At 60.1% G+C, this 25,528-nt stretch carries 22 protein-coding genes and 1 pseudogene; 7 read left to right on the top strand and 16 right to left on the bottom strand.

The features are described from left to right. Positions 1 to 133: 133 nt before the first annotated feature. From AB8B20_RS29405 to AB8B20_RS29370, 8 genes and pseudogenes are all read right to left on the bottom strand, one after another. Positions 134 to 1,144 carry a GlxA family transcriptional regulator gene (locus AB8B20_RS29405; RefSeq protein WP_439070675.1) on the bottom strand — a complete coding sequence of 337 codons (1,011 nt, stop codon included), beginning with the start codon at positions 1,142 to 1,144 and terminating at the stop codon, positions 134 to 136. A gap of 413 nt (positions 1,145 to 1,557) precedes the next feature. After that, a complete protein-coding gene (locus AB8B20_RS29400) occupies positions 1,558 to 2,313 on the bottom strand; it encodes an SDR family NAD(P)-dependent oxidoreductase (protein WP_439070674.1) in 756 nt (251 codons plus the stop codon). Between the two features lie 118 nt (positions 2,314 to 2,431). Beyond that, positions 2,432 to 3,034: a MarR family winged helix-turn-helix transcriptional regulator gene (locus tag AB8B20_RS29395; RefSeq protein ID WP_439070673.1), complete on the bottom strand. Its 603-nt coding sequence runs from the start codon at positions 3,032 to 3,034 to the stop codon at positions 2,432 to 2,434. Next, a complete protein-coding gene (locus tag AB8B20_RS29390) occupies positions 3,034 to 3,348 on the bottom strand; it encodes an XdhC family protein (protein WP_439070672.1) in 315 nt (104 codons plus the stop codon). Before AB8B20_RS29390 ends, AB8B20_RS29395 begins: the two co-directional genes overlap by 1 nt. A 189-nt stretch (positions 3,349 to 3,537) precedes the next feature. Next, positions 3,538 to 4,443 (bottom strand): annotated as a pseudogene (gene cyoA, locus AB8B20_RS29385) (ubiquinol oxidase subunit II); the annotation flags it as partial. An 85-nt stretch (positions 4,444 to 4,528) separates the two neighbouring features. After that, the gene (locus AB8B20_RS29380) at positions 4,529 to 7,699 is read right to left on the bottom strand and encodes an efflux RND transporter permease subunit (RefSeq protein WP_439070671.1); all 3,171 of its coding nucleotides are present in this window, start codon (positions 7,697 to 7,699) and stop codon (positions 4,529 to 4,531) included. Positions 7,700 to 7,733: 34 nt separating this feature from the next. Continuing rightward, entirely contained in the window at positions 7,734 to 8,981 is a 1,248-nt protein-coding gene (locus AB8B20_RS29375; RefSeq protein ID WP_439070670.1) for an efflux RND transporter periplasmic adaptor subunit, read from the bottom strand. A gap of 1,421 nt (positions 8,982 to 10,402) precedes the next feature. Beyond that, entirely contained in the window at positions 10,403 to 10,735 is a 333-nt protein-coding gene (locus tag AB8B20_RS29370) for a DoxX family protein (RefSeq protein ID WP_439070669.1), read from the bottom strand. Between the two features lie 137 nt (positions 10,736 to 10,872). Here AB8B20_RS29370 and AB8B20_RS29365 point away from each other — a divergent pair, with 137 nt between their 5' ends. Further along, on the top strand, positions 10,873 to 11,016 hold the full coding sequence (locus AB8B20_RS29365; protein WP_439072974.1) for a DUF5996 family protein: 144 nt from the start codon (positions 10,873 to 10,875) through the stop codon (positions 11,014 to 11,016). A gap of 233 nt (positions 11,017 to 11,249) precedes the next feature. On the opposite strand, the gene AB8B20_RS29360 is transcribed toward AB8B20_RS29365, so the two are convergent. The 3 genes from AB8B20_RS29360 to AB8B20_RS29350 all read right to left on the bottom strand — a co-directional run bounded on the left by AB8B20_RS29360 (position 11,250) and on the right by AB8B20_RS29350 (position 12,779). Then, positions 11,250 to 11,810: a flavodoxin family protein gene (locus AB8B20_RS29360; protein ID WP_439070668.1), complete on the bottom strand. Its 561-nt coding sequence runs from the start codon at positions 11,808 to 11,810 to the stop codon at positions 11,250 to 11,252. Positions 11,811 to 11,861: 51 nt separating this feature from the next. Further along, a complete protein-coding gene (locus tag AB8B20_RS29355; RefSeq protein WP_439070667.1) occupies positions 11,862 to 12,095 on the bottom strand; it encodes a hypothetical protein in 234 nt (77 codons plus the stop codon). 87 nt (positions 12,096 to 12,182) lie between these two features. Beyond that, positions 12,183 to 12,779, bottom strand: a complete 597-nt coding sequence (locus tag AB8B20_RS29350; RefSeq protein WP_439070666.1) for a superoxide dismutase — start codon at positions 12,777 to 12,779, stop codon at positions 12,183 to 12,185. A gap of 1,189 nt (positions 12,780 to 13,968) precedes the next feature. On the opposite strand from AB8B20_RS29350, the gene AB8B20_RS29345 reads away from it, so the two are divergent. The 3 genes from AB8B20_RS29345 (at position 13,969) to AB8B20_RS29335 (ending at position 16,233) form a co-directional block, all read left to right on the top strand. Beyond that, complete coding sequence (locus AB8B20_RS29345; RefSeq protein WP_439072973.1) at positions 13,969 to 15,273, top strand: amidohydrolase family protein; 1,305 nt, start codon at positions 13,969 to 13,971, stop codon at positions 15,271 to 15,273. A gap of 4 nt (positions 15,274 to 15,277) precedes the next feature. Beyond that, a complete protein-coding gene (locus AB8B20_RS29340) occupies positions 15,278 to 15,685 on the top strand; it encodes a DUF4864 domain-containing protein (protein WP_439070665.1) in 408 nt (135 codons plus the stop codon). Between the two features lie 170 nt (positions 15,686 to 15,855). Further along, positions 15,856 to 16,233 carry a hypothetical protein gene (locus tag AB8B20_RS29335; protein WP_439070664.1) on the top strand — a complete coding sequence of 126 codons (378 nt, stop codon included), beginning with the start codon at positions 15,856 to 15,858 and terminating at the stop codon, positions 16,231 to 16,233. Here the strand turns inward: AB8B20_RS29335 and AB8B20_RS29330 are convergent. After that, the gene (locus tag AB8B20_RS29330) at positions 16,230 to 17,480 is read right to left on the bottom strand and encodes an MFS transporter (protein WP_439070663.1); all 1,251 of its coding nucleotides are present in this window, start codon (positions 17,478 to 17,480) and stop codon (positions 16,230 to 16,232) included. The two genes, AB8B20_RS29335 and AB8B20_RS29330, sit on opposite strands and share 4 nt — an antisense overlap. Positions 17,481 to 17,692: 212 nt before the next feature. Between AB8B20_RS29330 and flhA the strand changes: the two genes are divergently transcribed. The 3 genes from flhA to AB8B20_RS29315 all read left to right on the top strand — a co-directional run bounded on the left by flhA (position 17,693) and on the right by AB8B20_RS29315 (position 21,678). Beyond that, positions 17,693 to 19,930, top strand: a complete 2,238-nt coding sequence (gene flhA, locus AB8B20_RS29325; RefSeq protein WP_089267512.1) for a flagellar biosynthesis protein FlhA — start codon at positions 17,693 to 17,695, stop codon at positions 19,928 to 19,930. A gap of 329 nt (positions 19,931 to 20,259) precedes the next feature. Then, on the top strand, positions 20,260 to 20,466 hold the full coding sequence (locus AB8B20_RS29320) for a hypothetical protein (protein ID WP_068737106.1): 207 nt from the start codon (positions 20,260 to 20,262) through the stop codon (positions 20,464 to 20,466). Between the two features lie 924 nt (positions 20,467 to 21,390). Continuing rightward, positions 21,391 to 21,678: a GIY-YIG nuclease family protein gene (locus AB8B20_RS29315; protein ID WP_439070662.1), complete on the top strand. Its 288-nt coding sequence runs from the start codon at positions 21,391 to 21,393 to the stop codon at positions 21,676 to 21,678. A 145-nt stretch (positions 21,679 to 21,823) separates the two neighbouring features. Here AB8B20_RS29315 and AB8B20_RS29310 read toward each other — a convergent pair whose 3' ends face one another. The 4 genes from AB8B20_RS29310 to fliI form a co-directional block, all read right to left on the bottom strand. Next, positions 21,824 to 22,705 (bottom strand): anti-sigma factor, encoded by an 882-nt coding sequence (locus AB8B20_RS29310; protein WP_231081175.1) that lies wholly within the window; start codon positions 22,703 to 22,705, stop codon positions 21,824 to 21,826. Further along, positions 22,705 to 23,253: a sigma-70 family RNA polymerase sigma factor gene (locus AB8B20_RS29305; RefSeq protein ID WP_439070661.1), complete on the bottom strand. Its 549-nt coding sequence runs from the start codon at positions 23,251 to 23,253 to the stop codon at positions 22,705 to 22,707. Before AB8B20_RS29305 ends, AB8B20_RS29310 begins: the two co-directional genes overlap by 1 nt. Positions 23,254 to 23,452: 199 nt before the next feature. Next, positions 23,453 to 23,872, bottom strand: a complete 420-nt coding sequence (gene fliJ, locus AB8B20_RS29300) for a flagellar export protein FliJ (RefSeq protein WP_068737112.1) — start codon at positions 23,870 to 23,872, stop codon at positions 23,453 to 23,455. 109 nt (positions 23,873 to 23,981) lie between these two features. After that, on the bottom strand, positions 23,982 to 25,307 hold the full coding sequence (gene fliI / locus AB8B20_RS29295) for a flagellar protein export ATPase FliI (protein ID WP_089267515.1): 1,326 nt from the start codon (positions 25,305 to 25,307) through the stop codon (positions 23,982 to 23,984). Positions 25,308 to 25,528 lie beyond the last annotated feature (221 nt).

The following is a 25,528-nucleotide window of genomic DNA, read 5'->3' as shown; positions in this document are numbered from 1 at the left end:
GCGAATGACGAACATCCCGCGAATCCAGCCATCATAGTGCTTCCGCTATTCGCTCAATGCAGGCCGCCATCATGCGACCGGGGATAGGTCCCCTCCGGGGTCAGGCCCGGCGCGTGACGAAAACGGTAAAGTTTCAGGCGTCCGTCATCACCGGTTGAGCCGGCGTTCGCCACTTCTGTGGGATGTTGGCGGTGACGTCATGTGCGTTCATTCGGCGCATGCTCTGCGGCGGATGGCCGAATATGCGCAGGAACGCCCGTCTCATCCGTTCCGGATCCACGAAGCCGACATTGCGGGCTATTACCTCGAGCGGCTCGCTGCCGTTCTCTACTCGATCACGGGCCACTTCCGCGCGGACGCGCTCGACCGCCTTGGCGGGCGTCTCTCCGGTTTCCGACAGGAATGCTCGTCCGAACTGACGAGGGCTGAGGCAGGCCACGTCCGCCAATCTGTCGATGGACAATGGCTCGGTAAGATGCTCTCGGATGTAGGTGAGGACGTTCCGGATGCGATCCGAACCTGGCTCCATGTCCAGAAGCGCCGAAAACTGCGATTGTCCTCCGGGTCGACGATGATAGACGACAAGCAACTGCGCCGCCGCCCGCGCGATGTCGGCACCGGCATCCTCTTCGATCATCGCAAGCGCTAGGTCCAGCCCAGCGCTGACGCCCGCCGATGTCCAGATATCGCCGTCCTTGATGAATATCCGATCGCTATCGACCCGCACGTTCGGATAAGACCGTTGAAGCTGAGCCGCATGCTTCCAGTGAGTCGTGGCGCAGCGTCCTTCCAGCAGACCGGCAGCGGCGAGGACGAAGGCACCGGTGCAGACGCTTGCGGTACGGCGCGCGTTCGTGGCTCCAATCCTCGCTACATCAATCAGGTCGTCGCACTGTTCAAAACTCGTACTCGGCACGCCACCCCCGACGACGAGAAAAGTGTCGTACCGGCGAGGAGAGTACGCTTCCGTGGATACGCTGATCCCAACAGCGCTCGACACCAATCCGCCTTCCTGAGATATCAAATTCACGCTGTATATCTCGCGGCCGCTTGCCCGATTGACCATGTGAAAAGCGTCAGCAGGTCCGCTCATGTCGAGCAGCTGAAAATGCGGGTAGACGAGAATACCGACTTGGCGCGTCATCTTTAACAACCTTACTACGCCGATGTTGATACCGCGGCGCAAACGGATAATCCCTTATTTTACGCCTTCCGGTAAACATTCTCGGCGATCACATAAACCGGCGGATGGCCTTATTTGAGGGATATGTGGCGTGATATGAGGCGCAACGCCGGTTCGGTACAAAAAAACTATTGAGAACGGAACGCTTGACTTCGGGAAAAGAGCTTCAGGAGAGCTTCTGATCATGTCCGGTGGCTTCTGGCTAGGAAGATCCCGCAGGTGCGATGGCAAGCTTGGCTGTCGGCAAGAGCCATGCTCAGGTCAGGACAACTAGGACGTTCCCTTTTAGCGAGGTGGCGAGAGCTCGTTGACGCGGCATCCGGAAACGCGTTGCACTAGCCGCCATTCAGGAAGCCCAGCGTCGTAGTCGCCAATCATACATGCTGGCCGCCATTGATGTGGATTTCGGCACCATTCACGTATGAGCCGGTTTCCGTACATAGCACATACACGAGCTTGGCAACCTCGTCAGGAGTGCCCAGGCGATGCATCGGAATCTGCTGGTCGACGATAGTCTGCGTGCCCGGCGAAAGGATCGATGTATCTATCTCGCCCGGGGCGATCGCGTTGACGCGAACGCCGAGTGGACCGAAGTCGAACGCCATCTCTCGCGTCAGTGCAGCGAGCGCCGCTTTGGAGGTAGCGTAGGCTGCGCCTGCGAAAGGATGCACGCGCGATCCAGCAATCGAGGTCACGTTGACCACCGAGCCCTTAGCGACCTTCAGCTGCTCCATCAGCCCACGCGCCATCATGATCGGCGCGAAGAAGTTGACGTTGAACACATGGGACCAGGAGGCGACGTCGGTGCCGATCGCGCCCATCCGCTCGCCGCCTTCACTCTTGGGCGAAATCGCCGCATTGTTCACGAGCGCATGCAGCGCGCCACCGTTGAGGCGTTCCTTGATGTCCTCGATCGCGCGCACGGTATCGTCATGATCGCCGAGATCGACCTGGATGTGATCTTCCGGGCCTGCATCCCAAGGGCAGACTTCCGGGAACGGATGCCGCGAGCAGGTCAGCACGCGCCAGCCGGCACTCGAAAAACGCATGACCGTTGCATGGCCGATGCCGCGGCTGGCGCCGGTCAGCAGCATGGTGCGCTTAGGTACGTTCGATCCATGACTTGTCATGACGGTCTCGCTTCGTGTTCGATGGCGGAAATGGTCCGTCCCCCCTGATCAAATTGTCTCCGCCGATGATTCGTTCGTCACGCAGCCCCGAGGCGCTGTCGGCGCGCGCTCCGGACCGCTAAAGCGAATAGAGCGAGACTAGGCGGGAAGCTCTGGAAATATTGTCTCTCACCTGCGCAAGACTTTTTAGGAAAGTCTCCAGAGCGTCTGCGTCGAGATCTACGAACATAAAGTCCCTTATCGAACCGCGCTCTCCCGAAATGGCTTCGATCCGGTCCCGCGCGACTTGGGAAAGCGACATCAGAATTACCCGCGCATCGGTCGACGATTGGACCCGAAGTACGAGCCCCTTCGCTTCGAGAAGCTTCGATTGCGTCGTCACGAACGATGCATCGACCGCCATGCATTTCGACACATCGCGGACGGAGACGCCCTCCCCCTCACCACGGTCTTCCAGGACCGACATCAAAATCCACTGCGGCACGCTGACCTTCAGCTTCCCGGCCAGGTAGGCCCGTATCTCCGCGAGGTGCGCGTCGATCGTGATCATGTCCCAGCAGAAGCGTTCGGCACCCGGCGAGTGAGCGGCGGGCCCTTTTATGTTCACGCCTGCTTTCGGCATCATCGTCTGAAACGCGGTGGCGGAACTGCTGTCCTTGCCCCGCTGGTTGATAATCGGCTTGTCCGCGATCGAAGCGGACGGCGATCGACGAGCTTTCATCACCCGACCTTTTCGACGAATACGCGGATCGTTCCGCCGCAAGTGAGGCCGACCTTCCACGCCGTTTCGTCCGCTACGCCGAACTCGAGCAGGCGAGGCGTTTGGCTCTCGATGACCTCGAGCGCTTCGGCAACGACCGCACCTTCGACGCAGCCGCCAGATACCGAACCGAGAAACGTCCCCTCGTCGTTGATGACGAGGTTCGAGCCGGCAGGTCGGGGAGCCGATCCCCACGTCTCGACCACGGTCGCTATGGCGACCCCATGACCTGCAACGATCCATTCTTCAGCCGTCTTCAGGATATCTTGCTGCATACTCTATTCTCGCCATCTCGTGTATCGAGCTTAGATGAGACGCCGACCAGCGTTCGGCGGCAGACGTTACATCGCAAAGGTCGGATCCGAGAAACGTACCGACCTCTAAAAAACGACTTGCGCTACTGGTCGCATCACGTCTTCGCCCTATCGTGCAGAAGCGCCTTGTCCGCCCTTCGGAGGATCCAGACGACCTCCCTCGGCGTCGATCATCATCATTTCATCGACGCACATCCTGCTTTTATCGACGCAGATATTGAGGATGTCTCGATACAGATTGTCGTCGAACTTGCCGAAGTATTTTACGGGAACGTTCTCGCTGGGACGTTCCAGATCGAGGTAAGTACCACGGTCGAGCACAGCCGGCGCAGCCTTAGCTTGCGCGATCCATTCATCGAAAGCGCCGGTTTCTATCGCATGGAATTTGAAACGCATGCCGGAGAAGCCAGCGCCACTATAGTTCGCGGAGAATCCGTTAAAAGAGCCCGGCTTGTTCACGACCGCGTGCAGCTTCGTCTCCATTCCCGCCATTGCGTAGATCTGGCCTGCCAACGCCGGGACGTAGAACGAGTTCATGATCGACGATGCGGTGATCTTGAAAGCGATCTCCCGGTTCAACGGAGCCGTGAGTTCGTTAACGGTGGCGATTCCATACTCGGGATAAAAGAAGAGCCATTTCCAATCCAGAGCGACGACTTGAACGACGAGCGGCTGCGCTGCCGGGTCGACAGGATGGTCCGGGGCGATGCGTCCGATTCGGCGATACGGGTCGAGTAGATGCGTACCGACCATCGTAAGCGCACCTAGACAGATCGCAATCAGCAGCGGCACGGACCAGATCGCCAATTCAAGCTTAGCCGAATGATGCCAATCCGGCTCGTAGCGGGCTCCCGTGCTCGACGCCCTATAACGGTATGCGAATAGGACGACCATCGCCATGACGGGAAGCACGACCACGAGCATCAGCACGGCCGAAAAGAACGTGAGATCCCGTTCCTGGACGGCGACGTCGCCTGCGGGACTCAACACGACGAAGTCGCATCCTGCCAACAGAAGCGAGGCGGGCAGCAGCGATAGGCGAAGCAGGTTTCGCATGATCGGTTCTCTCATGAAGCTGCCGACGGCGTAACCGGCGCCGGCGAAAAGATCTCGTACGCCGGCGGCCGTCCGGCAGATGCGACTACTCGGCCGGGACCGCCACCGCGTCGGAGCGCCGCCGTCGTGACAGCAGATCGCCCAACGAACGGCAAACGACGTAGAAGATCGGCGTGAAGATCAGACCGAAGCCGGTGACGCCGATCATTCCGAAGAAGACGGCTGTTCCCAGGGCTTGGCGCAGTTCGGCGCCAGCGCCCCTGGCTACGAGTAACGGCACGGCGCCCAGGACGAACGCGAAGCTGGTCATCAGGATCGGCCGCAAGCGAGTTTTGGAGGCTTGCACAGCCGCATCGACCGGCCCGAGGCCGTCGCGTTCCTCCGCTTGCTTCGCGAATTCGATCACGAGGATGGCGTTTTTCGCGGCCATGGCGATCAGCACCACGAGACCGATCTGCGTGAGGACGTTGTTATCCATACCCCGCAGGTTCACGCCGGTCATCGCTGCGAGAACGCACATCGGTACGATCAGAATGATCGCGAGAGGCATCGTCAGGCTTTCGTACTGCGCCGCCAAAACGAGGAAGACGAGTACGACGGCGAGCACGAACACAAGACTTGCGGTATTTCCTGCGATCTGTTGTTGAAAAGCGATGGCCGTCCACTCGAAGCCGTAACCTGAAGGTAGCCGTTCGGCGGCGAGCTTTTCCATCGTCGCGAGCGAACGTCCGGTCGAGTAGCCGGGCGCCGTGTCGCCATCGACTTCCACCGCCGGGAACAGGTTGTATCGGACGACGCGATACGGCCCGGTCTCGTCTCTGAATGTCGCAACCGAACCGATCGGGACCATCGCGCCGCTCGCCGACCTTGTCTTGAGATTACCGATGTCGGCCTCGGTGCGGCGGCTCGATTGATCGGCTTGAACGATGACCTGGAACGTGCGGCCGAGCAGATTGAAGTCGTTGACGTAGGCCGAGCCAAGATACACCTGCAGCGTCTCGAACACACGCTCGGGCGGTACTCCGAGCATGTCCGCTTTCGGACGATCGATGTCCGCGTATACTCTCGGCGTGGCTGTGTTGAAGAACGTGAACACCTGCGCGAGGCCGGGCGTCGCGTTCGCCTGAGCGATGAGCTTGTCGGACTGCACCGCCAGTGCCTTATAGCCCTGCCCGCTCCTGTCCTGAACCATCATGCGATAACCGCCGGCCGATCCGATGCCGTCGATCAAAGGCGGCGGAATGACCAAGACCCTGGCTTCGTCGATGTCCGCGACCCTCTTGCGGGCCTCAGCGAGAACGCTGTTTGCCGACAGGTCCAACGTCTTCCGTTGATCAAATGGATTGAGGGGTACGAAAATCGTTGCGGAATTGGGCGCGCTCGAATCCGAAGCGGCATTGTACCCCGCAAGCATGATTGTGCCCCGCACACCCGGAACCGACAGGATGCGTTTGGAAACCTGCTGCAGGACAGCGTCTGAGCGGGCGAGCGATGCGCCTGGAGGAAGCTGGATGATCGTGATGAGATAACTCTGGTCCTGCGCGGGCACGAAGCCGGTCGGCGTCGTCCAAAGAACTGCGACCGTGGCCACGATCAGCGCGCCGTACGCGACCATCATGATCTTCCAGTTGGCGATCAGGCGCGCGGTGAGGCGCCCGTAGCCGTCGCTCAGGCGATCGAAACCTCGATTGAAGGCGCCGCCCGCGGCCCGCAACGCGCGTCCGGCCCATCCGCGCGGACGGGGCGAATGGTCGTGCCGGAGAAGGAGCGCGGCAAGCGCCGGAGATAACGTCAGCGAGACGATCAGCGATACGACGGTTGCGGCCGAAATCGTGAGCGCGAACTGCTTGTAGAAGGCGCCGGATAGCCCGGTCAGGAAGAAGGTCGGGACGAAGACCGCGCAGAGAACGAGCATGATGGCGACCAAAGCCCCGGATACTTCGTCCATTGACACGCGCGCGGCCTCGAGCGGAGCCAAGCCTCGTTCGAGGTTGCGCTCGACATTCTCGACTACGACGATGGCATCGTCGACCACGATACCAATCGCCAGGACGAGACCGAACAACGAGAGGCTGTTCAAGCTGTATCCTACGATCGCCATCGCGGCGAACGTACCCACCAGCGAAACAGGGATCGCGACAACGGGAATGATCGCCGCGCGCCAGTTCTGAAGGAATACGAAGATCACGATTACGACGAGCGCGGCCGCCTCGAAGAGCGTATCGCGTACGGCTTCGGTCGACTGAGCTATGAATTTCGTGGAATTCCACATGATCCGAAATTCGAGACCACGAGGGAATTTCTTGGCGGCCTCTTCCATTTCTCGTTCCACGGTCAAGCCGGTCTCCAGCGCGTTGGTGCCTGGCCGTTGGAAAATGCCGATCATGACCGAAGCGTCGCCGGACAGATAGGCGTTCGTTCCGTAGTCCGCGGCCCCTATTTCGACGCGCGCAATGTCCCGCACCCGCACCTGATGACCGTCGGCGTCGGTGCGGACGATGACGTCGGCAAACTGGCTCGGTTCGGTCAGGCGACCTTGTGTACGGACGTTCAGTTGGAATGCGTCGTTGTTGGCGGTGGGCGGCTGACCAAGGGCTCCCGAAGCCACCTGGACGTTCTGCGCCCGGAGCGCCGCAATGATTTCGCCGGCCGTGAGGTTTAATGCGGATGCCTTACCGGGGTCGATCCAAATGCGCATCGCGATCTCGCGGCTGCCGAAGATCCGGGCATCGCCGACGCCCTCGATGCGGCTGAGCCGGTCGCGGATCTGAGTGAGCGCGTAGTTCGAGATGTAACTTTGATCGAGGGAACCGTCCAAAGACACCAGATTGACCGCCATCAAGGCACTCGGCGCCGTCTTCCGCGTGGTTACGCCCAGACGTTGGACGGTTTCCGGCAGTCGCGGCAACGCGGTCGCGACCCTATTCTGCACGAGCATCTGCGCGGCGTCCAGATTGGTCCCGACTCTGAACACGACCGATATCACCACCCTCCCGTCGGCGGTGGATTGACTGGTCTGGTAGAGCATGTTGTCGACGCCGTTGATCTCCTGCTCGAGGGGCGATGCGACTGTCTCGGCGACCGTCTCCGCCGACGCGCCGGGATATGTAGCTGACACCGCGACCGTGGGTGGAATGATGTCGGGATATTGCGCGACCGGCAGCTTGAAGTAGGAGATGGCGCCCGCGATGGTGATCACGACGGCGATGACCGCAGCGAAGATCGGCCGGGTGATGAAGAACCGAGAAAAACGCATGCTTGACAGTCCTGATTGCCTGCGATCGCGCCGCTCAGCGGGCGAACGTGACCTCGCCGCTCGTGGCAAGCATTGGTGTACTGGGCGAAGACGTGACTGGCACGATCTCTCCGGCCTTTATCGCGACACTGGCTCCGGGCACGGCTGAAATAATCCCGCCGACGATGACGCGGTCGTTTGCGTCCAGACCGCTCTTGACGATACGAAGCCCGTCCACCACCGCCCCGAGCTGAACCGGTTTTGCGACCACCTTGCCATCGGACGCGACGGTCAGAACCGTTTTTCGAGCTTGATCGGTCTGTATCGCGAAGTCGGGCACGAGCAGCGCCGTTGACGCCGTGCCGTTGGCGAGTCGCATGTTGCCGAACATTCCGGGCGTCAGGAACATGTCCGGGTTCTTCAATACTGCGCGCGTACGGATGGTGCCGGAACGCGGATCTAGGCCGGTGTCGATGAAATCGAGTTGACCGCTCCAGCGATAGTTCGTTTCGTCCTGAAGGCGGACCTCGACCCGGGACGGTTCGGCACCCGATTGTTGAGCGCGCTTCGTTTTGAGGAAGACCGCTTCCGACGTATCGAAATTGAAGTATATTGGATCGAGAGCGTTGACGGTCGTGAGCAGCGTGCTGTTGGCCCCGTCGCCCGCCATGACTAGGTTGCCGGGATCGACGCGGCGGTCCGAAGCGCGACCTGCAATCGGGGCGCGCACGTCGGTGAATTCCATGTCCAGAACTCGAGACTGCACGCGCGCCTCGGCCGCGGCGACGGACGCCACGGCGGCTTGCATCTTTGCGCGGCGCCGATCGACTTCGCTCTTCGAGATCGCCGCATCGCTGAGCTGGTCGGCGCGCGCGACGTCGGTGCGTGCCAGCGCCAGATCGCTTTTGGCGCTCTCCAGCATGGCTTGAGCTTCTCCGAGAGCCGCCTCGAAGGGGCGCTTATCGATCGTGAAGAGCAGCTGTCCCTGCTTTACGATGGCTCCATCTGCGAAGTGAAGCGCGATGACCTGTCCGGAGACCCGCGGGCGCACGTCGACGCTCTTACTTGGCGCGAAGCGACCGACGTACGCGTCCCATTCGTTGACCGTGCGCGAAAGCGGCGGCGCAACCGATACCACCGGCAGTGGCGGAGCGGCTACAGCGGTTTGCGGGTCGCGGGACAGAAGCATGGCTGCGATCGGCACTCCAAGCATCGCCAACCCGATGACTCCCCCCCACATCAAGCGGCCGTTACGCGAACGCAGGGGCACGCGTGTTTCGAGGTCGTTCGTGAATGCGCTCATTTTATCCGATCGCTCAGTTTCAAAGACATGGAATGATCGAACGTCCGCCGCACTCGATCGCGGCATCGTCCTCGATCGAAGTTGCAGATCGCCCTACATCACGAGACGAGCGCCTCGTTCGGGTATTAGACATGCTCTCAACGTAGATCGGCGGCTGATTTGCGATTTTATTTGCGAGGGACATCGATTCCGTGACGTGAAGTAGAAAGGGTGCTTCGATCGTCTCGATCAGAGGCGGTCGGACGCGGCGGGTTGATCGCTACCTAGTTGGTCGCGAGGAGGGCGGCTATCGTAGGGACAATCGATCGCGGCATCGCACAAGTCCATGACAGAGATACCTCGAATCCAGTCATGATGATCATCAAGAGCGGCGGGCTCAGACATGAGGGTCGGCGCTCATACGCGAGACATGCAGACGCATTTATCGACGAGGTGAACTTCGTTCGCGTCACCCTGGGGCCGATGAGGCGACCACCGGATGCACTATCGTTGGATCAATTGCTGAATTTGGCGAGACACACTGCGGCAGAGCGGTGCAAGCTCTCATCGGATGAGACCTTTGCGCATATCGGTGCCAAGCCGAAGCGGCTTGCGAAATATCATCGATCTCGAAACTTTGATTGCTCACCGCCATGTCGAGGCAGAGGACGGCAATGCCGACCAGTAATGTTCTCCTGCGGGAGCGTAGTGCCGCCTTCCGAAATCGCATTATGCTTACCTCGTGCAACGCGGACATAAGTGATGCGCTTGTGCTTTCGGACTTTCTTGCAGTCCGCGTTATGCCGCAAACGACTGACTGCATCGGTTCGGCCGACGCAATGTCGCCGGCCCATCGGTTGCGTCTTTACATAGGCGCAAGTCGGCGAAGCACCGAGGTCATTCACCCCTCGAAAGCCGACATCTCCGAGCTGTGCCGGCGTAAAGGCATTGCGGCCTCGATGTATTACGGCTGGTCAATGGGCTCCTGGAGGCCGGAAAGCGCATCCTGATCATAGGCGTTCGCGTCACCCTGCCAGACGATCATCCTACACGACGAATAGTTATCGTTCCCAAAGACAGCGGCACCTCGATCCGTGTCGGCAGGCGCAATCCGTCTGTCCTGCCGGTCTTTGGGAAAGCGACCACGGCAATCGTTGGGCTGGTATTCCTCGACGGCCTGTGACCGGCGTTGGGTCGATGTACGGCGCGGCACTCTATCTCATCTGATTTGACGCTGCCCGCAATGATATCCACGTCGAAACGACTGCTACCGGTGAACACGCGCGCAACGCCTGCGCAAGGGTTCTCGCTCTGTGATAACCGTATAAGCTCTGAGGCTATTGCACTCATAGGATCGAGCACATTCTTCCTATGCATGATCTCGAGGGGAACGAGCTCACGCTTCTCCGGTTCGATGACAGCGGGTACGATCGAAACGGCGGCTATCTGACCAGAAGAGAAATTGACGGTGACTGTTCGGTTGGCGGCGCCAGAATTTCGGTGATATTGCCCCGATGGGCGTCATACCCTGTCACGAGGCACCAAAGACCGAGCAAGATACTTGCGGTGCGCACCGGATAACCAAGCACGATCATCACCCCGCCGGCGAATTCGCAAAACCCGACCAGATAGGCGAAGAACACGGCGTCGGGCAGACCGAGCGCTTTGAGGCCCGGGACGAGCTTGGCCTCGCCGCCCCGCAGCTTCAAGATTCCCCATACGATGAACGGCACGCCCAGAAACACCCGCGCGATGACAAGACCTTCATTGTGCATAGCGGCTTGTACCCCTCATCTGCTTCTCACTGTCCGAGACGCCTCGGCGTCCACGCTTCGAACCGACAGTGCCCGCCCTTCCGATTTCTCTACAGAGCGATAGCGCCACCTTTAAGTAGCGCCACCTTCAATATGCTATTCGTAAAGTTTGTCTTCGTTCCCTGGGCCAGTCCGGCAATCCTGACGGTGACCTGCTGACCTTCTTCGAATCCACCTACAACGCTGGCGCTACGGCCGCAGGTTGGGATTCCGGGCTGCTGGGCAGCGGCCATCCGGAATAAACCTCGACCTGGCACATACGCTTGCTCAGATCGCGCCAACCCAGTTGGGGCGGCGAGAGCATGGCTAGGATGGAGCCAAGACGAACTAGCAATCAAAATATGAGCTCCGTTCTTCGAGCTCGTCAGGCAACGGAAATCAAGCGAGCGAGGCCGAACGGCATCGGAAAAAGCAGATGCCGCTCGATGGACGTACAGCGCATTAGTCTCGGCGATGAAACAACGCGCAGCCGCGATCAGGACGCAAGTTTCGCGGCGACTTCGGCAACACGTTTACCCAGTAGGAACGCATTTTCGAGGTCGGCGGTACGTGGCGCTTCATCGGGCAGCGCATCAACCGGGCATACTGCCGCCGCTCCAGCGCTCCCCGCCGTCCAAGCCTCGTCGTCGGCACTGGGCGGCCGCAGGCTCGTCCCCACCCAGATGTTCGCATACTGCTGAGATAGCATGAACAGATATATGATGGTCGCTAATCCATCACCGTTCGCGGAGCTTGAACTTGTGAACCCGGCCGACACCCTATGTTTTCGCGGTTGTCCGGGCGCGAGCCTCGCAAAGCTGTCGGCGAACTTCTTGAATTGCCAAGCCGGACCTGCGGCATAAGTCGGAGACCCGTAAATGATCCCGTCCTGAACGACGAGATCCTCCAAGGCGGTCTGCTTCAGCTCTCCGTTCGCGTCGATACGTAACATCGAGATATCAGTGCCAAGCACAGACGACGCGCCTTGCTGCACGGCCTCGGCGAGCTTTGCTGTATGTCCATACCCGCTGAAGAAGACTACTGCGATTTTCGTCATGCCGCGCCTATGAACTGAAGGTCAATCCAAGTCTCTCATTTTTGAGCAGCGCTAGTCCGCTTGTCCGTCACGCAACGACTGGATCGCCGCCAACCAATCGTCCCACATCAGCGGGTCATTCGGGGCGCCGTCTCCCCACATCAGTCCCCCCAATATGAAGTCGATCTCGTCGTCCTGCTTCCCACGGCGCCGCAAGACGGATCTTAAGAAAAGTCGTACTGCCTCAAATCCTTCCATCACAGAAATGCTGTCTTGCTCATTCAGTCCATTCGATTCAGCACCCACCGATCGCTCCCTTAATTGTGTCGGCTTAAGGATAGCCGGAATTCGCCAAACTAAATCCCGCCGTCGTTATCCGCACTATTTTATCGTTCACTCCGCTGCCTCGTACAACTCGCCCACGTAGTCCCAGTTCACCAGATGATCGAGAAAGGCCTTGATGTAATCCGGCCTGCGGTTGCGATAATCGATATAATACGAGTGCTCCCATACATCACAACCGAGAATCGGAACGGCGCCTTTCACGAGGGGGTTTTCGCCGTTCGGTGACTTCATGACCTCGATTTTTCCGTCCTTCACCGCGAGCCAGCACCACCCTGAACCGAATTGGCCGGTACCAGCTGTCAGAAACTGCTCTTTCATCTGCTCTACCGACCCGAAGTCATCGATGACTTTTCTCTCGATCTTGGTCGGCATGGCGCCTCCGCCCTTCGGCTTCATCCAGCTCCAGAAGAGAGTATGGTTATAATCTTGAGCAGCGTTGTTGAATACCGGTGCATTCTTCTCGAAGGCCCCTTTGACGATATCTTCGAGCGCCTTTCCTTCCCACGCTGATCCCGCAACGAGCTTGTTGAGAGCGGCGACGTAGGCAGCATGGTGCTTGTCGTGATGGTATTCGAGCGTCTCCGCCGACATGAACGGCACAAGTGCGTCATAGGCGTAAGGAAGATCCGGAAGAGAAAACGTCATCATTACCTCCGACGATTTAACTTGTCTTACCGTGAGCAGGCAGCGCGTTCGGCTTCACATTTCGCTCGCGCCGGAAATCCATTTTTCTTATCGCTTCGGCGCCAATGATGTTCAGTTAGCAACGTGCATGCCAGAGCATGCGCCCATACATATCAGAGAGTTAGGGATTCATGAGTGCCGGCACTTGGACAAATTGTCGAAGAACATTTCGACAGATTGTCCATCGGGATGTGACCGTTAAAAAAATCGCTTCATCATCGAATCTCTGTCGGTAGCGCTAACTCCTGTCCCGTTTTTAACGACAGTTCGGCCACTTTTTTGAATGATCGTGCCATCAAATATTCATGGCCATATCTTCGTCGTGGACTTGCGCAGAAACGGATTCATTGGAAATAGCCTGTCGACACAAGCTGGATTGGTGTTTGGTGATATCGGCCTCCGTATCAGCACTGCTATGACGGGCTTATGCGGTGCCTTGCGGATACCGTATTACTTGCTACCATCCATCTTATCGTCCCGCCTACGTGATCCGTTTCCTGAAAGGCTTCGAATTGGTGGCTTCGATAACGACGCTCGAGCTGAGCCGTGGCAAGTCTCCGCAGTGCTTCGTCGTCTATGCGGCCTTGGGCAGCAATGTCGCCATTGCCATCGTCAAGGTGATCGCCGCTGCGGTCAGGGCGACGTGCAATTGCTGCGTGTCATGCCGGCACCCATTGCGTATTGCCGGCTCTGTGGCACGATAAAGCGAATTTCAGCAGTCGGTTTGTGTGCAAATGATCTTTGAACCAATTCGATTGATGCCAGAGGCGCCCGGGCAAACCCCGGCGAAGAACCGCACGATCTTTTCTCTCCTGGCGGCGGTTAGATGGGTCCAGCGTTACGTTGACAGCGAAGCCAAGACAACGCCGCGGTGGACGAAGCTGATCGCTATTCTTGATGAGGCGACTGTCGGGAAAATTGAGCCGCCCGAGGTTCGAACCGCGCTCCATGTCGCTTTGATGGCTGAAGGATGGGCGATGCCAGACGAGCTTGAGCAACCAGATATATTCACGTCTGGCCGAGCGGATTCCCCGTAACATCAGCCGGGGTCCACAGGTAGCGGCGCCACCTTCAAGTGGACGCCGGTTTCTGTCATAGTGCAGGCTTTACTGCTCGGAGAACGCTCATGTTGTTCCCTGTCGGTAGTCGATTGCTCGCAGCGATTCTTGCGCTGACATTTTGCACCAGCGCGAGCGCCGGCGATGTGCTCTTCGAAAATGTTCGAATCTTCGACGGGAGAAGCGCCACTCTTTCCGCTCCGTCACATGTGCTGGTCAAGGGCAATGTCATCGAGCGTATTTCTACGGCACCGATAGCGGCCGCAGACGCTCAGCGTGTCGCAGGAAACGGGCATACGCTGATGCCTGGCCTGATCGACAATCATTGGCATGCGATGTTGATACGGGTGACGCCGGCACAGGCTTTCGGTGACGTCGGCTACAACAATCTGCTGGCCGGCAGCGAAGCGACTGACACGCTCATGCGCGGCTTCACCACTGTTCGCGATGTTGGCGGGCCGGTGTTCGGCCTCAAGCGCGCCATCGACGAGGGCATCGTCAAGGGCCCACGCATCTATCCGTCCGGAGCCATGATCACTATCACGAGCGGGCATGGGGATTTCCGGCAGCTGACTGACCTGCCACGCACGATCGGCGGCATGCTCACCCGCATGGAGCAGGTCGGTGGCGCTATAGTTGCGGACAGCCCTGACGAGGTGCGCGTGCGCTCGCGCGAACAACTCATGCAGGGCGCCTCCCAGGTCAAGTTGACGGCGGGCGGCGGCGTGTCGTCACCTTTCAGTCCGGTCGACGTGACCACTTTCACCGAGGCCGAACTACGCGCCGCCGTTGAAGCGGCCGAGAACTGGGGCACATATGTCGCCGCGCACGCCTTCACTCCGGCTGCGATCCAGAGAGCCGTTGCCGCTGGCGTGAAGTGCATCGAACACGGCATGCTGATGGACGAGGCAACCGCCAGGCTACTTGCCGAGAAGGACATCTGGTTGAGCTTGCAGCCCCTCCCCGAGGGCTTGAGGCTTGGCTTTCCGGAGGGGTCCGTCCAGCGAGCCAAGGCGGATGAGGTCTGGCCCGGCATAGCCAGGTCCTACGAGTTTGCAAGGAAGTACAAGATCAAGACGGCGTGGGGCACCGACGTGCTGTTCTCGCGCGCGCTCGCGCAGCAACAGGGCGCAATTCTGGCCTCGCTCACGCGCTGGTACACGCCCGGCGAAGCGCTGGTCATGGCGACATCGACAAACGCCGAACTGCTGGCACTGTCCGGCAAGCGCAATCCCTATCCCGGCAAGCTCGGCGTCGTGGAACAGGGCGCGCTCGCGGATTTATTGCTTGTCGACGGCAATCCGCTGGACAACATCAACCTGATTGCCGATCCCGCGAATAACTTCAAAATCATCATGAAAGACGGCGTCATCTACAAGAACATTTTGAGCAAGTGAGCCTATGCGCAGCCTCCTCTTTCTTGTCGTCATAATGATCGGCCTCGCATCGCCTGTCCGTGCTGCGGAGGATGTAGCGGCGGCGCAGAAGATCATCAGCTCCCAAGCCGATGCGCTGGCGCGCGACGACGCTGTGACTGCCTATGGATTCGCGGCCCCCGGCATCCAGAGCATTTTCACCGATCCCGACAGCTTCATGGACATGGTGCGCAACGCCTATGCACCCATCTATCGCCATCGCAGCTTCGAATTCACCGAGAGCAATACGTCCGGTGGCACCCTCGAGCAGAAGGTCCATATCGTCGATGCCGATGGCGTGCCGTGGGATGCGCTCTATACGCTGGAGCCGCAGCCGGATGGCACCCTGAAGATCAGCGGCTGCATGCTGCTGAAAGTCGGCCAGGCTGTGTGACACCTCACAGCGGCATTCACATTCGCACCTCACATCATCTATAATAGGTCCTGCACGTCTCTCGTCCTACGGTTGCTTCCCGGGTGAATTTGTTGCGGTACCTGTCCCTCAGCACACTGTCTCCCATTGTCCTGGGCAGCCTGTTGGCGTGCGGGGTGTCGACCATCGCGATGACTGACACGCGTCGCCTATCCCTGATGCCCGATCCGCGCGGCGAGTTCATTCGGCTCTGCGCGCCCTTCATGGTGTCGCGCTACGCGCATCCCGAAGCGATCTGCGACTGCGTCCGCACCGCGCTGATCGGCGAGATCGGCGATCGCGATATTCTCGACGCTATCCTCTACGGGGTCACCGAGCGCGGCGTCCCCACGCTGAACGAGAACTGGCTGCCGCCGGACAAACGAAGCTTGATCCCGCGGACCATGACGGCGATTGCCGAGCCGACGCTGGACTGCATGTTCGGTAGCGGCCCGGCCAAACGCGCGCTCGAAAACGTACCGATCGATGGATTTCCGGCGATGCCACCGGTGCAGGATCTGACGCCTTAGGCGACCGATGCGCCCGAGGAGAAAATTAACCTGCGGCGCGCCCGCAGCATCAGCGCCGTGATGATGGTGACGTTGAGTGCATTCCAAGCGAGGCCGTTCATGAACGCTGCCGCGTAGGAGCCCGTAGCGTCGAAGATGACGCCCGACATCCAACCGCCAAGTGACATGCCTCCTACCGTGCCCAATATGACAATGCCGACACGCGTAGCCGCCTGCGATGCGGGCATCGCCTCGCGGATGATGATGGCATAGGCCGGCACCAGACCGCCCTGGAACAGGCCGAACATCGCCGAGATAATGTAAAGCGAGGCCAGGCTGTCGAAGAACAAATAGAACAGCAGTGCGAATCCCTGCAGCAATGAGCCAATCAGCAGTGTGCGGATGCCACCGATACGATCGGCCAGAAAACCCGAGCCAACACGGCTGACAATCCCGCAGGCCAGCATCAGCGACAACATCTCGGCGCCGCGCGTCACGCCGTAGCCGAGATCTCCGCAATAAGCGACGATATGCACCTGCGGCATCGCCATGGCGACACAGCAACCGATGCCGGCCACAAAGAGAAGCGTCGTCAGCGTGTTGTTGCTGAGCTGGAGATCGACCTTGGGCGGCGGCGCATTGACGTGACTACGTCGTGTGACCGTGCCCATCTGCGCGCGCAGAACCACAAGCATCAGGAGCATCAGGACGGTTGTGACGACCCCGACACTGATATGCGTCGAGCGCCAACCAAAAGTCAGAATGCCCCAGCTGACAATCGGCGGCCAGAGCGTGCCGCCGATATAGCTGCCGGTTGCAGCGACAGTCACCGCGATGCCGCGCCGGCGTTCGAACCAGTGCGACGCCTCCGCCATCAGCGGCCCGAAGGTTGCCGACGATCCTGCCCCGATCACCACGTGAATAAGATTGAACTGCCAGAGCGCCGTGGACTGCGACGCGAGAAGATAACCGGCCCCCATCAGGACGGTCGCAAGCGCAATCGTGGCCACGATGCCAAACCGGTCCGTGAGCCTGCCGGCCACCACGCCGCCGAGACCGAAGCCGACCATGGTCAGGGTAAAGGCCAGCGACGCCGCGCCGCGGCTGGCCGCGAAATCGGCCTGCACGGCCGGGAGCGCCACTACCACCGACCACATGCCGACTGACCCGAGCGAGCCGATGATCAAGGCAAGCGACAGCCGGATCCAGGCCTGACGGGAGTCAGGCAGGAACGGCGTCGAATCTGAGGTGGGGGTCGCGATGGTCACGGCGGCAACATCCTCGGCGTGTGCCCACGGGTCAAGCGATATGCCGAAGGATTAGGCATGCAGAAACAGTGCAACAGACCGTTTCGGCCAAAACTGGCTCCGGGCTTGTGGCAAAGCCGCTCAGTAACGCCTCGTTAACCCTTTGCTAACCATACACACGGCAAAAATTGCCGAGTGGAGTCGCGTCTCGTCAGCTGACCGGGGGAATGCCCGTGGATGCCAGTGCGGTGCCTCACTTGCGGATCGGCGGCCCTTCGGCCGCTGCGCAGACGTTCGGCAGTCGCGAACGACATTCGCGCGGGGAAGCGGCATCGATGACGGATTTGATCGCGGGTCAGGGCCTCGGAGCACCCAAGAGCGGCGGTTTCGACTTCGCCAGCATCAGGACGAACGTCTTGCGCGGCGATATCGGCCTCGCATTCGGCGTTCTGATCATCCTTGTCGTCCTGATCATGCCGCTGCCAGCCATCGTGATGGATCTGTTCCTCGCGATCTCCATCACCATGTCGGTGTTGATCCTGATGACGGCTCTGTTCACCCAGACGCCGCTGGAATTCTCGTCGTTCCCCACCGTGCTGCTGATCTCGACCATGTTGCGGCTGTCGCTGAACCTGGCGTCGACCCGCCTGATCCTGTCGCATGGCCACGAAGGCACCGCCGCGGCCGGCCACGTCATCGAGGCGTTCGGCAATTTCGTGATGGGTGGCAATTTCGTCATCGGCATCGTCGTGTTCGCGATCCTCGTGATCGTGAACTTCATCGTCATCACCAAGGGTTCGGGCCGTATCGCCGAAGTCGCGGCACGCTTCCAGCTGGACTCGATGCCCGGCAAGCAGATGGCGATCGACGCCGATCTGTCGGCTGGCCTGATCGACGAGGCCACCGCCAAGGCGCGCCGCAAGGATCTCGAAGACGAAAGTGGCTTCTTCGGCGCCATGGACGGTGCTTCCAAGTTCGTCCGCGGCGATGCCATTGCCGGCCTGCTCATCACCGCCATCAACGTCATCGGCGGGATCATCATCGGTGTCGCGCAGCAGGGCCTGTCGTTCTCGGAAGCCGGCCGCACCTATACACTGCTGACCGTCGGCGACGGCTTGGTCACCCAGGTTCCGGCGCTGATTGTCTCGACCGCCGCAGGCCTGCTCGTCTCGAAGGCGGGCATTACCGGCGCCGCCGACAAGACGCTGATCAAGCAATTCTCCGGCTATCCGCAGGCGCTCGGCATGTCGGCCGGCGTCATGCTGACGCTGGCGCTGCTGCCGGGCATTCCGATGCTGCCGTTCCTCGCGCTCGGCGGCGGCGCAGCCTATCTCGCCGTCACCGCCAACAAGCGCAACAAGGTTGCGCGTGCCGAAGTCGCGCATCAGGCCGCAGCACCGGCCGCCGCCGCCGCCGCACAAGCTGCCGCCGCGGACGAGCCGATCTCCGCATCGCTGAAGATCGACGACCTCAAGATCGAGCTGGGCTACGCGCTGCTGCCACTGGTCAATGGCCCGGACGGCACCGATCGCCTCACCGAGCAGATCAAGGCGCTGCGCAAGTCGCTCGCTGTCGAAATGGGTTTCGTGATGCCGTCGGTCCGAATTCTGGACAACGTGCAGCTCGAAGCCAACACCTACATCATCAAGATCAAGGAAGTAGACGCCGGCACCGGCCGCATCTGGCCGAACCAGTTCATGGTCATGGATCCCGGCGGCAACCAGGTCAACGTGCCGGGCATTCACACCACCGAGCCGACCTTCGGCCTGCCCGCGACCTGGGTCGATGCCGGCCTGAAGGAAGAAGCCTCGCTCAAGGGCTACACCGTGGTCGACGCCGCCACGGTCTTGTCGACGCATCTGACAGAGCTGCTGAAGGGCAATATGTCGGACCTCTTGTCCTACGGCGAAGTGCAGAAGCTGCTGAAGGACCTGCCGAAGGAACAAGGCGAACTGGTCAAGGATATCGTCCCGTCGCTCATCACCGTGTCGGGCATCCAGCGCGTGCTGCAATTGCTGCTCACCGAACGTATTTCGGTGCGCGATCTCTCGACCATCCTCGAAGGCATTGCCGACGCCCTCGCCTTCTCGCGCAACCCATCGACCATCGTCGAGCATGTACGTGCGCGCCTCGCGCGACAGATCTGCGCGCAGAACACGTCCTACAACGGCTACCTGCCGCTCATCGCACTGTCGGCGCAGTGGGAGCAGGCCTTCGCGGAATCGATCATCGGCACCGGCGAAGAACGCAGTCTCGCGATGCAGCCGTCGAAGCTGTCAGAGTTCATGACCACCGTGCGCGATCGTTTCGAACAGGCTGCGCGCGAAGGCGAAGCGCCGGTGCTGGTCACCTCGGCCTCGATCCGGCCGTTCGTGCGCTCGCTGGTGGAACGGTTCCGCGCACAAACCACCGTGCTGTCCCAGGCGGAAATCCACCCCCGTGCGCGCCTGAAGACCGTCGGAAGCGTCTGATTCGGCGGCAAGAGGCTAGCAACCTTGCCCGAAACCGATGTAAATTCGTCACAGACAAGAGATTTGCCAGAATGTCGCATCCCGAGGCCATTTCGGGGCGACGGCACGAATCACTCTCAACGCTCTGATAATAAATAATAATTTATGAATTTCAGGGCCAGGCCGGGTGCTTCAATCGCGCCGGATCACGTCTTATCACTGCCTTGTGATCGACTATTTGGAACTGAACGACCCAACACCACGTTTCCTATGCGTGATGAGTTGAACCTGCCGACGCGGACACGACACAAACGGTCGTAGGCAGAGTAAGACGGCAGGGAGCGTTTCCAATGAACCACTCGATTTACAGCGCGGATCGCATGACCCACCTCAAGGTGGTGATCGTTGCTCTGGTCGCCGGTATCTTCGTGGCAGGCTTCGGAATCTCGGCCCGCATGAATGCTGACGAAGGCTACAGCCAGACCGCCAGCGCTCGTGTGATCAAAGCAGGCCAGCCGGTTGCTGTCACCACTTCGAACGCCAGCATGGTCCGCTAAGAAATTCAGGAATTCGCGTGGCGATGTCCCCCAAGGTCGTCAGGTGAATACATAGAAGCTCCACTTCCCCCCGAGTGGACTTCTGAATGGAAAACGCCCGCTCCCCACGGGCGTTTTTCTTTTGTGGGGTGCTTTCTTGCTTCTCCCTCCCTCAAGCAGCGCAGCTGCGCAGTGGGAGGGATACTCTGCGCGCCAGCGCGCCACATCACAGATTCAAATTTCAAACAGCCACGCTCTCCCCTCTCGCGGCGCTTGCGCGTCCGAGGTGTGAGCAGTCCCCCTCAGATAGATGAGGGGTGGCAGCGCGCCGTGAGGCGCAAAGGGTGGTTTTTTATCGCGGTCCGCTCCACCGGAACGCCGGCAAGCTGCAACCGCGCAACGCCTCACGGCGCGCCACCGCGGCGATTTCTGTCCCCGGGACCGTTCTTCCGGGCAAAGGCGCAGAGCTCCGCACTCCGCTGATCCCGACGGTTTCCCGCCGTCACCAATGCCACGTCCAGCCAGCATGAGTGGCAGACCCCCGTAGTGGGGCCGGACGGTGACCCAAGGCCTCCCGAGTACGCGGGGTACGTCACCCCACACCCGCAGGCGCCGCATCCCTGTTCCACTTCAAGACGCCTCATGAAGCGCCCCTCGCGAACCGGATGAGCGGAGGATAATCCTGTTGAGGACATTGTCAAGAACAATAGGAAAAAATGTTTAAGCCCGATTCTTTCGATTGTCATTCCGGGGCGCGCTCTTGCGCGAGCCCGGAATCCATAACCACGATCGCGCGTATGGATTCCGGACCCGCCCCCAGCCGGCTACGCCTGTCGGGCGCGTCCCGGAATGACAGCCAGTGAGCTCAAAATCGCATTGCACCTAGCTTTGCGCGAACTACACTTTCCTCACCGAATCCCAACACCGATAATCGCAGCAATCGCGATGACGTATTACGTCTATCTGCTGGCCAGCCGAAAACACGGCACGCTATACATTGGCGTGACGAACGACCTTATACGGCGAGTCTACGAGCATCGTAGCAAGGTGGTTGACGGCTTCACGCGACGTTATGACGTCGACAAGCTCGTTTGGTTTGAGGTCTACGATGACGTCCTGTCGGCCATTGCGCGTGAGAAAGAACTCAAGAAATGGCGCCGCGACTGGAAGATCCGATTGATCGAAGAGCAAAATCCAAACTGGATGGATTTGTATCCGGTGCTTTCCGGCTGACGTGGAGTTTATGGATTCCGGGCCCGCGCAAGAGCGCGTCCCGGAATGACAATTGAGAGGTTTGCATTACAGCGGCTTTGCCGCTTTCATGCACCCCGGAATGACGAACATAGGACCAATGCCGGATGACAAGAGAGCCAAACGATCACCGTGCCGGCGGCACCGTTTCGATCAGCTTGCCGGTGAACACGATCGGGCCGGTGGCTGCACCGGTCGGCGAACCGCCTTCCGGCTCGACGGTCACGGCATAGGTGGCCTGATTGACGACATCGGGATCATAGGCAGCGAGTGCAGCGCGCGATGTGAAGTCGTTGCTGCCGATCACACCGAGCGAACGCGGACGCTGCAGCTTGTCGGACACAATCCAGAGCTCGTAGCTTTTGCCGGCCTGCGGTTCGGCGCCAACCTTGCGCACTGTAAAGTTTTTGGTCGCCGCATCGACAGTGAGGATGAATGCGGGTGACGCGGCGTCGGTCTGCAACAAGGCGACGTATTGCGACTGAGCTGCTGCGGGCGGCGCGACCGGCGCTGGCGCCTGCACCACCTGTTGCGCTGCCTTCGGGCGTAAACCCGCCGGCAGCAATTCGGGGCGATAGGCCTGTACGGCAATCAGCGCAACAAGCATGGCGGCAATCGCGGTCATGCCGGTGGCCACACCGCGCCAGCGTTTTGCCTGGACCGAGAAATCAATCACGTTCGAACGATCGAGCGTCGAGCGATCGATCGCAGGCTGCTCAGCAACGACCGCCGCTGCAGCGACCGGCTGCGGCGCTTCCGGATGCACGATCGCTTCTTGCGTACCGGCCAGACCGATCGCAACGCGGATTTTCTCCCAGACTTCAGGACGCGGCTCGACAAGGCCGACCATCTGATTCAAAACGCCGAGCTTGCGCTCCCACGCCTCGACCACAGCGGCAAAATCCTTGTCAACGGACATCATGGTCTCGACCTGCACGCGCTCTTCGGCACTGAGCGTGCCAAGCGCATATTCCGCGGCAAGCGCGATATGGTCTTCGCTATAGGCCATCATGTCAGTCCCAGACACTCCCGGATGTCCATCATACTGCGGCGCAGCCACGTCTTCACTGTATTGACCGGCGCTTCGAACTTCGTCGCGAGTTGTTCGCGGCTCCAACCATTGTAGTAAGCAAGCAGCACCAGTTTCTGCCGGTCCGGTTCAAGCCGGCCCACGCACTCCAACAAGCGCTTCAATTCTTCGGTCATTTCCTGTCGCGCGAGCGGGTCAGGTGTATCGGCTGCCACTTCCATTGCAGCCGGCTCTTCCTCGATAGACGTTTCGCTTCTCCTGCGAACGACATCGATAGCCCGGTTACGAGCGATCGACGCCATCCACGTGATCGGCGAGGCAACACCGGGATTGAATTGCCCGGCGCTGTTCCAGATCTTGACATAGGCCTCCTGGATGACTTCCTCGGCGAGATCCTGTCTGCGCAAGATACGGATCACGACGCCAAAGAGTTTCGCGCGCGTCGCTGCATAGAGTCGCTCGAAGGCGGCTTCATCCCCTTTGGCAACTGCGGCAAGAAGCCAGACCAGCTCAGCCGGCGTCAGCATTACGTCTCCCCAACCTCAATATACCTTTCGCCTTACGGAGGTGCCGCCCGGCGGTATTACCTGTCGTAACATAGATTATAGCAAGCGGGCCATGTCGCTGTTTATGCTGTGGATAGACCACAAACAGCAAACCCGGACCTCGCGGCCCGGGCTTGATGACTTCAATCTTTGAGGCTCGTTGGCTCGCCGCTTCTGCGGATCAGGCCACTGCGCCGATGCGGGCACGCATCAGGCCAATGCTGTCGAGGTCGGCCTGTTCGCGTGCGTTCTCTTCGTCGCGTGCACGGGCCTGATCGCGCTCGTCGAGCAGTTCGACCTTCTTGAGTTCTTCGAAAGCTTCACTCAGCAATGCCTTCGCGTCTTCGAGCTGCACGCGCAGCTCATCGGCCGAACGTGTCAGGTTCTCGCGACGTTGAATCGCAGCCTTCGCATAGGTCGGATAGGCAAAGTGAGTGGGATCCTGAATACCGGCGCGATCCTGTTCGGTCTGGATCTCGCGCTCGAGATCGACCGACATGCGCTGGAAATCCGCGATCATGCCTTCGATCTGATTGACCCGGCGGCGCTTCTCATCGACCTGGAACTTCTTCAGGCGGATCAGGGTGTCACGTGACTTCATCGACTCATACTCCCCAGAAGTCCCAGTCTCAACGCGGGACACAACCGGACAACCGCAAGGGGCGGACCGGCCGAAATTCGTCTCTGAGGGTCATGATGGCCTGACAAAGTTAGCGTTCCGTTTCCAAACCACCAACGATTTGTTGCAGTTGCTGATAGCCTTGGGCCAGTCCGCAGACTTCGTCCTTGCGTTGGCGCAGGAATGCCTCAAGCGGCTCATGGAGCCGGATCGCCTCGTCCACTTCCGGACTGGAACCGGCGCGATAGGCACCCAGCCGGATCAGCTCTTCCATATCCGAATAGGTCGCCATGATCTGCCGCGCCCTCGTGATCGTCGGTAAATAGGCTGGATCGCAGGACCGCGGCATGGTTCGCGACACCGACTTCAGAATATTGATAGCAGGATAGCGGCCGCGCTCGGCGATACCGCGTTGCATCACGATATGGCCATCGAGAATGCCGCGCACGGCGTCCGCAACGGGTTCGTTGTGATCGTCGCCGTCGACCAGCACCGTGAAGATGCCCGTGATGGAGCCTTCATCGGTGCCCGGCCCTGCCCGCTCCAGCAGTTTCGGCAGTTCGGTGAACACCGTCGGCGTATAACCTTTAGCGGTCGGCGGCTCGCCGACGGACAGGCCGATCTCGCGCTGCGCCATGGCGAAACGCGTGACGGAGTCCATCATGCACATGACGTCCTTGCCCTCATCGCGGAAGAACTCTGAGATCGACAGCGTCAGATAGGCCGCCTGGCGCCGCATCAGGGCAGGCTCGTCCGAAGTCGCCACGACCACGACGGCGCGTGCGAGACCTTCTTCGCCCAAGTCCTCCTGCAAGAACTCCTGCACTTCACGGCCACGTTCGCCGATCAGGCCGATGACCGACACGTCGGCATCGACATTGCGAGCCAGCATGGACAGCAGCACCGACTTGCCGACGCCGGAGCCCGCAAAGATGCCCATGCGTTGGCCGCGGCAGCAGGTCAGGAAGGTATTGAGCGAGCGCACCCCGAGATCGAGCGGCGCGCCGACGCGTTTGCGAGAATGGGCGGGCGGCGGAGACGCGCGATACGGCATCGGTGCCGGACCCTGCAGCAACGGCCCCTTGCCGTCGATCGGCTCGCCCATGGCGTTCACGACGCGGCCGAGCCAGGCGATCGAGGGCCGCACCTGGCTGGCGGCATTGGCGATCACCGCCCGGCAGCCGCGACGTACGCCTTCCAGTCCGGCAAAGGGCATCACCACGGCGTTGTCGCCACTGAAACCAATCACCTCGGCAGGGATGGAACGGCTGGTGCCGGTCTCGATGGTAATGCGGGCACCGACCGACATCGCGTGGATCGGCCCGGCCACCTCAACCATTAACCCGCGAACACCGACCACCCGGCCGTAAATATTGACGCCATCGAGGTCAGTAATCTGTTCCGCAAGGGCTTTCATTGCAAAACCCTTAAGTTTCGCTTCATTGCCGGCTCGGCCTTAACCCCGTGTTTACCCGCATCGTTAATCATTACGTCACTGTCTTGGATGACTGAGAGCATTCGCGCCATCAGAATGAAGGGGCGAGTCGATGGAGTCGGTTAGGTCCGGCTCTTAATGTGGAGCTTGAGCGGGTACGGGTACAAAAAGAGTCTTTGCTGCAACATCTTATGGCGATTCGA

The organism is Tardiphaga sp. 866_E4_N1_4, assembly GCF_052076075.1.
Classification (GTDB): Bacteria; Pseudomonadota; Alphaproteobacteria; order Rhizobiales; family Xanthobacteraceae; genus Tardiphaga; species Tardiphaga robiniae.
Note: the sequence above shows the minus strand (reverse complement) of the source record. Positions and strands in the feature narration are given on the sequence as shown.

Excerpts from the sequence above, each read along its gene's own strand:
- AB8B20_RS29305 (WP_439070661.1), bottom strand. The coding sequence starts at position 23,253 with ATGCTGACGCCGGCTGAGCTGGTCTGGCTTCTTGCCGCAGTTGCCAAA.
- AB8B20_RS29380 (WP_439070671.1), bottom strand. The coding sequence starts at position 7,699 with ATGCGTTTTTCTCGGTTCTTCATCACCCGGCCGATCTTCGCTGCGGTC.
- fliI (WP_089267515.1), bottom strand. The coding sequence starts at position 25,307 with ATGAAAGCCCTTGCGGAACAGATTACTGACCTCGATGGCGTCAATATT.
- AB8B20_RS29395 (WP_439070673.1), bottom strand. The coding sequence starts at position 3,034 with ATGAAAGCTCGTCGATCGCCGTCCGCTTCGATCGCGGACAAGCCGATT.
- fliJ (WP_068737112.1), bottom strand. The coding sequence starts at position 23,872 with ATGAAGTCACGTGACACCCTGATCCGCCTGAAGAAGTTCCAGGTCGAT.
- AB8B20_RS29370 (WP_439070669.1), bottom strand. The coding sequence starts at position 10,735 with ATGCACAATGAAGGTCTTGTCATCGCGCGGGTGTTTCTGGGCGTGCCG.
- AB8B20_RS29320 (WP_068737106.1), top strand. The coding sequence starts at position 20,260 with ATGAACCACTCGATTTACAGCGCGGATCGCATGACCCACCTCAAGGTG.
- AB8B20_RS29390 (WP_439070672.1), bottom strand. The coding sequence starts at position 3,348 with ATGCAGCAAGATATCCTGAAGACGGCTGAAGAATGGATCGTTGCAGGT.
- AB8B20_RS29340 (WP_439070665.1), top strand. The coding sequence starts at position 15,278 with ATGCGCAGCCTCCTCTTTCTTGTCGTCATAATGATCGGCCTCGCATCG.
- AB8B20_RS29315 (WP_439070662.1), top strand. The coding sequence starts at position 21,391 with ATGACGTATTACGTCTATCTGCTGGCCAGCCGAAAACACGGCACGCTA.
- AB8B20_RS29335 (WP_439070664.1), top strand. The coding sequence starts at position 15,856 with ATGACTGACACGCGTCGCCTATCCCTGATGCCCGATCCGCGCGGCGAG.
- AB8B20_RS29375 (WP_439070670.1), bottom strand. The coding sequence starts at position 8,981 with ATGAGCGCATTCACGAACGACCTCGAAACACGCGTGCCCCTGCGTTCG.
- AB8B20_RS29400 (WP_439070674.1), bottom strand. The coding sequence starts at position 2,313 with ATGACAAGTCATGGATCGAACGTACCTAAGCGCACCATGCTGCTGACC.
- AB8B20_RS29405 (WP_439070675.1), bottom strand. The coding sequence starts at position 1,144 with ATGACGCGCCAAGTCGGTATTCTCGTCTACCCGCATTTTCAGCTGCTC.
- AB8B20_RS29310 (WP_231081175.1), bottom strand. The coding sequence starts at position 22,705 with ATGGCCTATAGCGAAGACCATATCGCGCTTGCCGCGGAATATGCGCTT.
- AB8B20_RS29350 (WP_439070666.1), bottom strand. The coding sequence starts at position 12,779 with ATGACGTTTTCTCTTCCGGATCTTCCTTACGCCTATGACGCACTTGTG.
- AB8B20_RS29360 (WP_439070668.1), bottom strand. The coding sequence starts at position 11,810 with ATGACGAAAATCGCAGTAGTCTTCTTCAGCGGGTATGGACATACAGCA.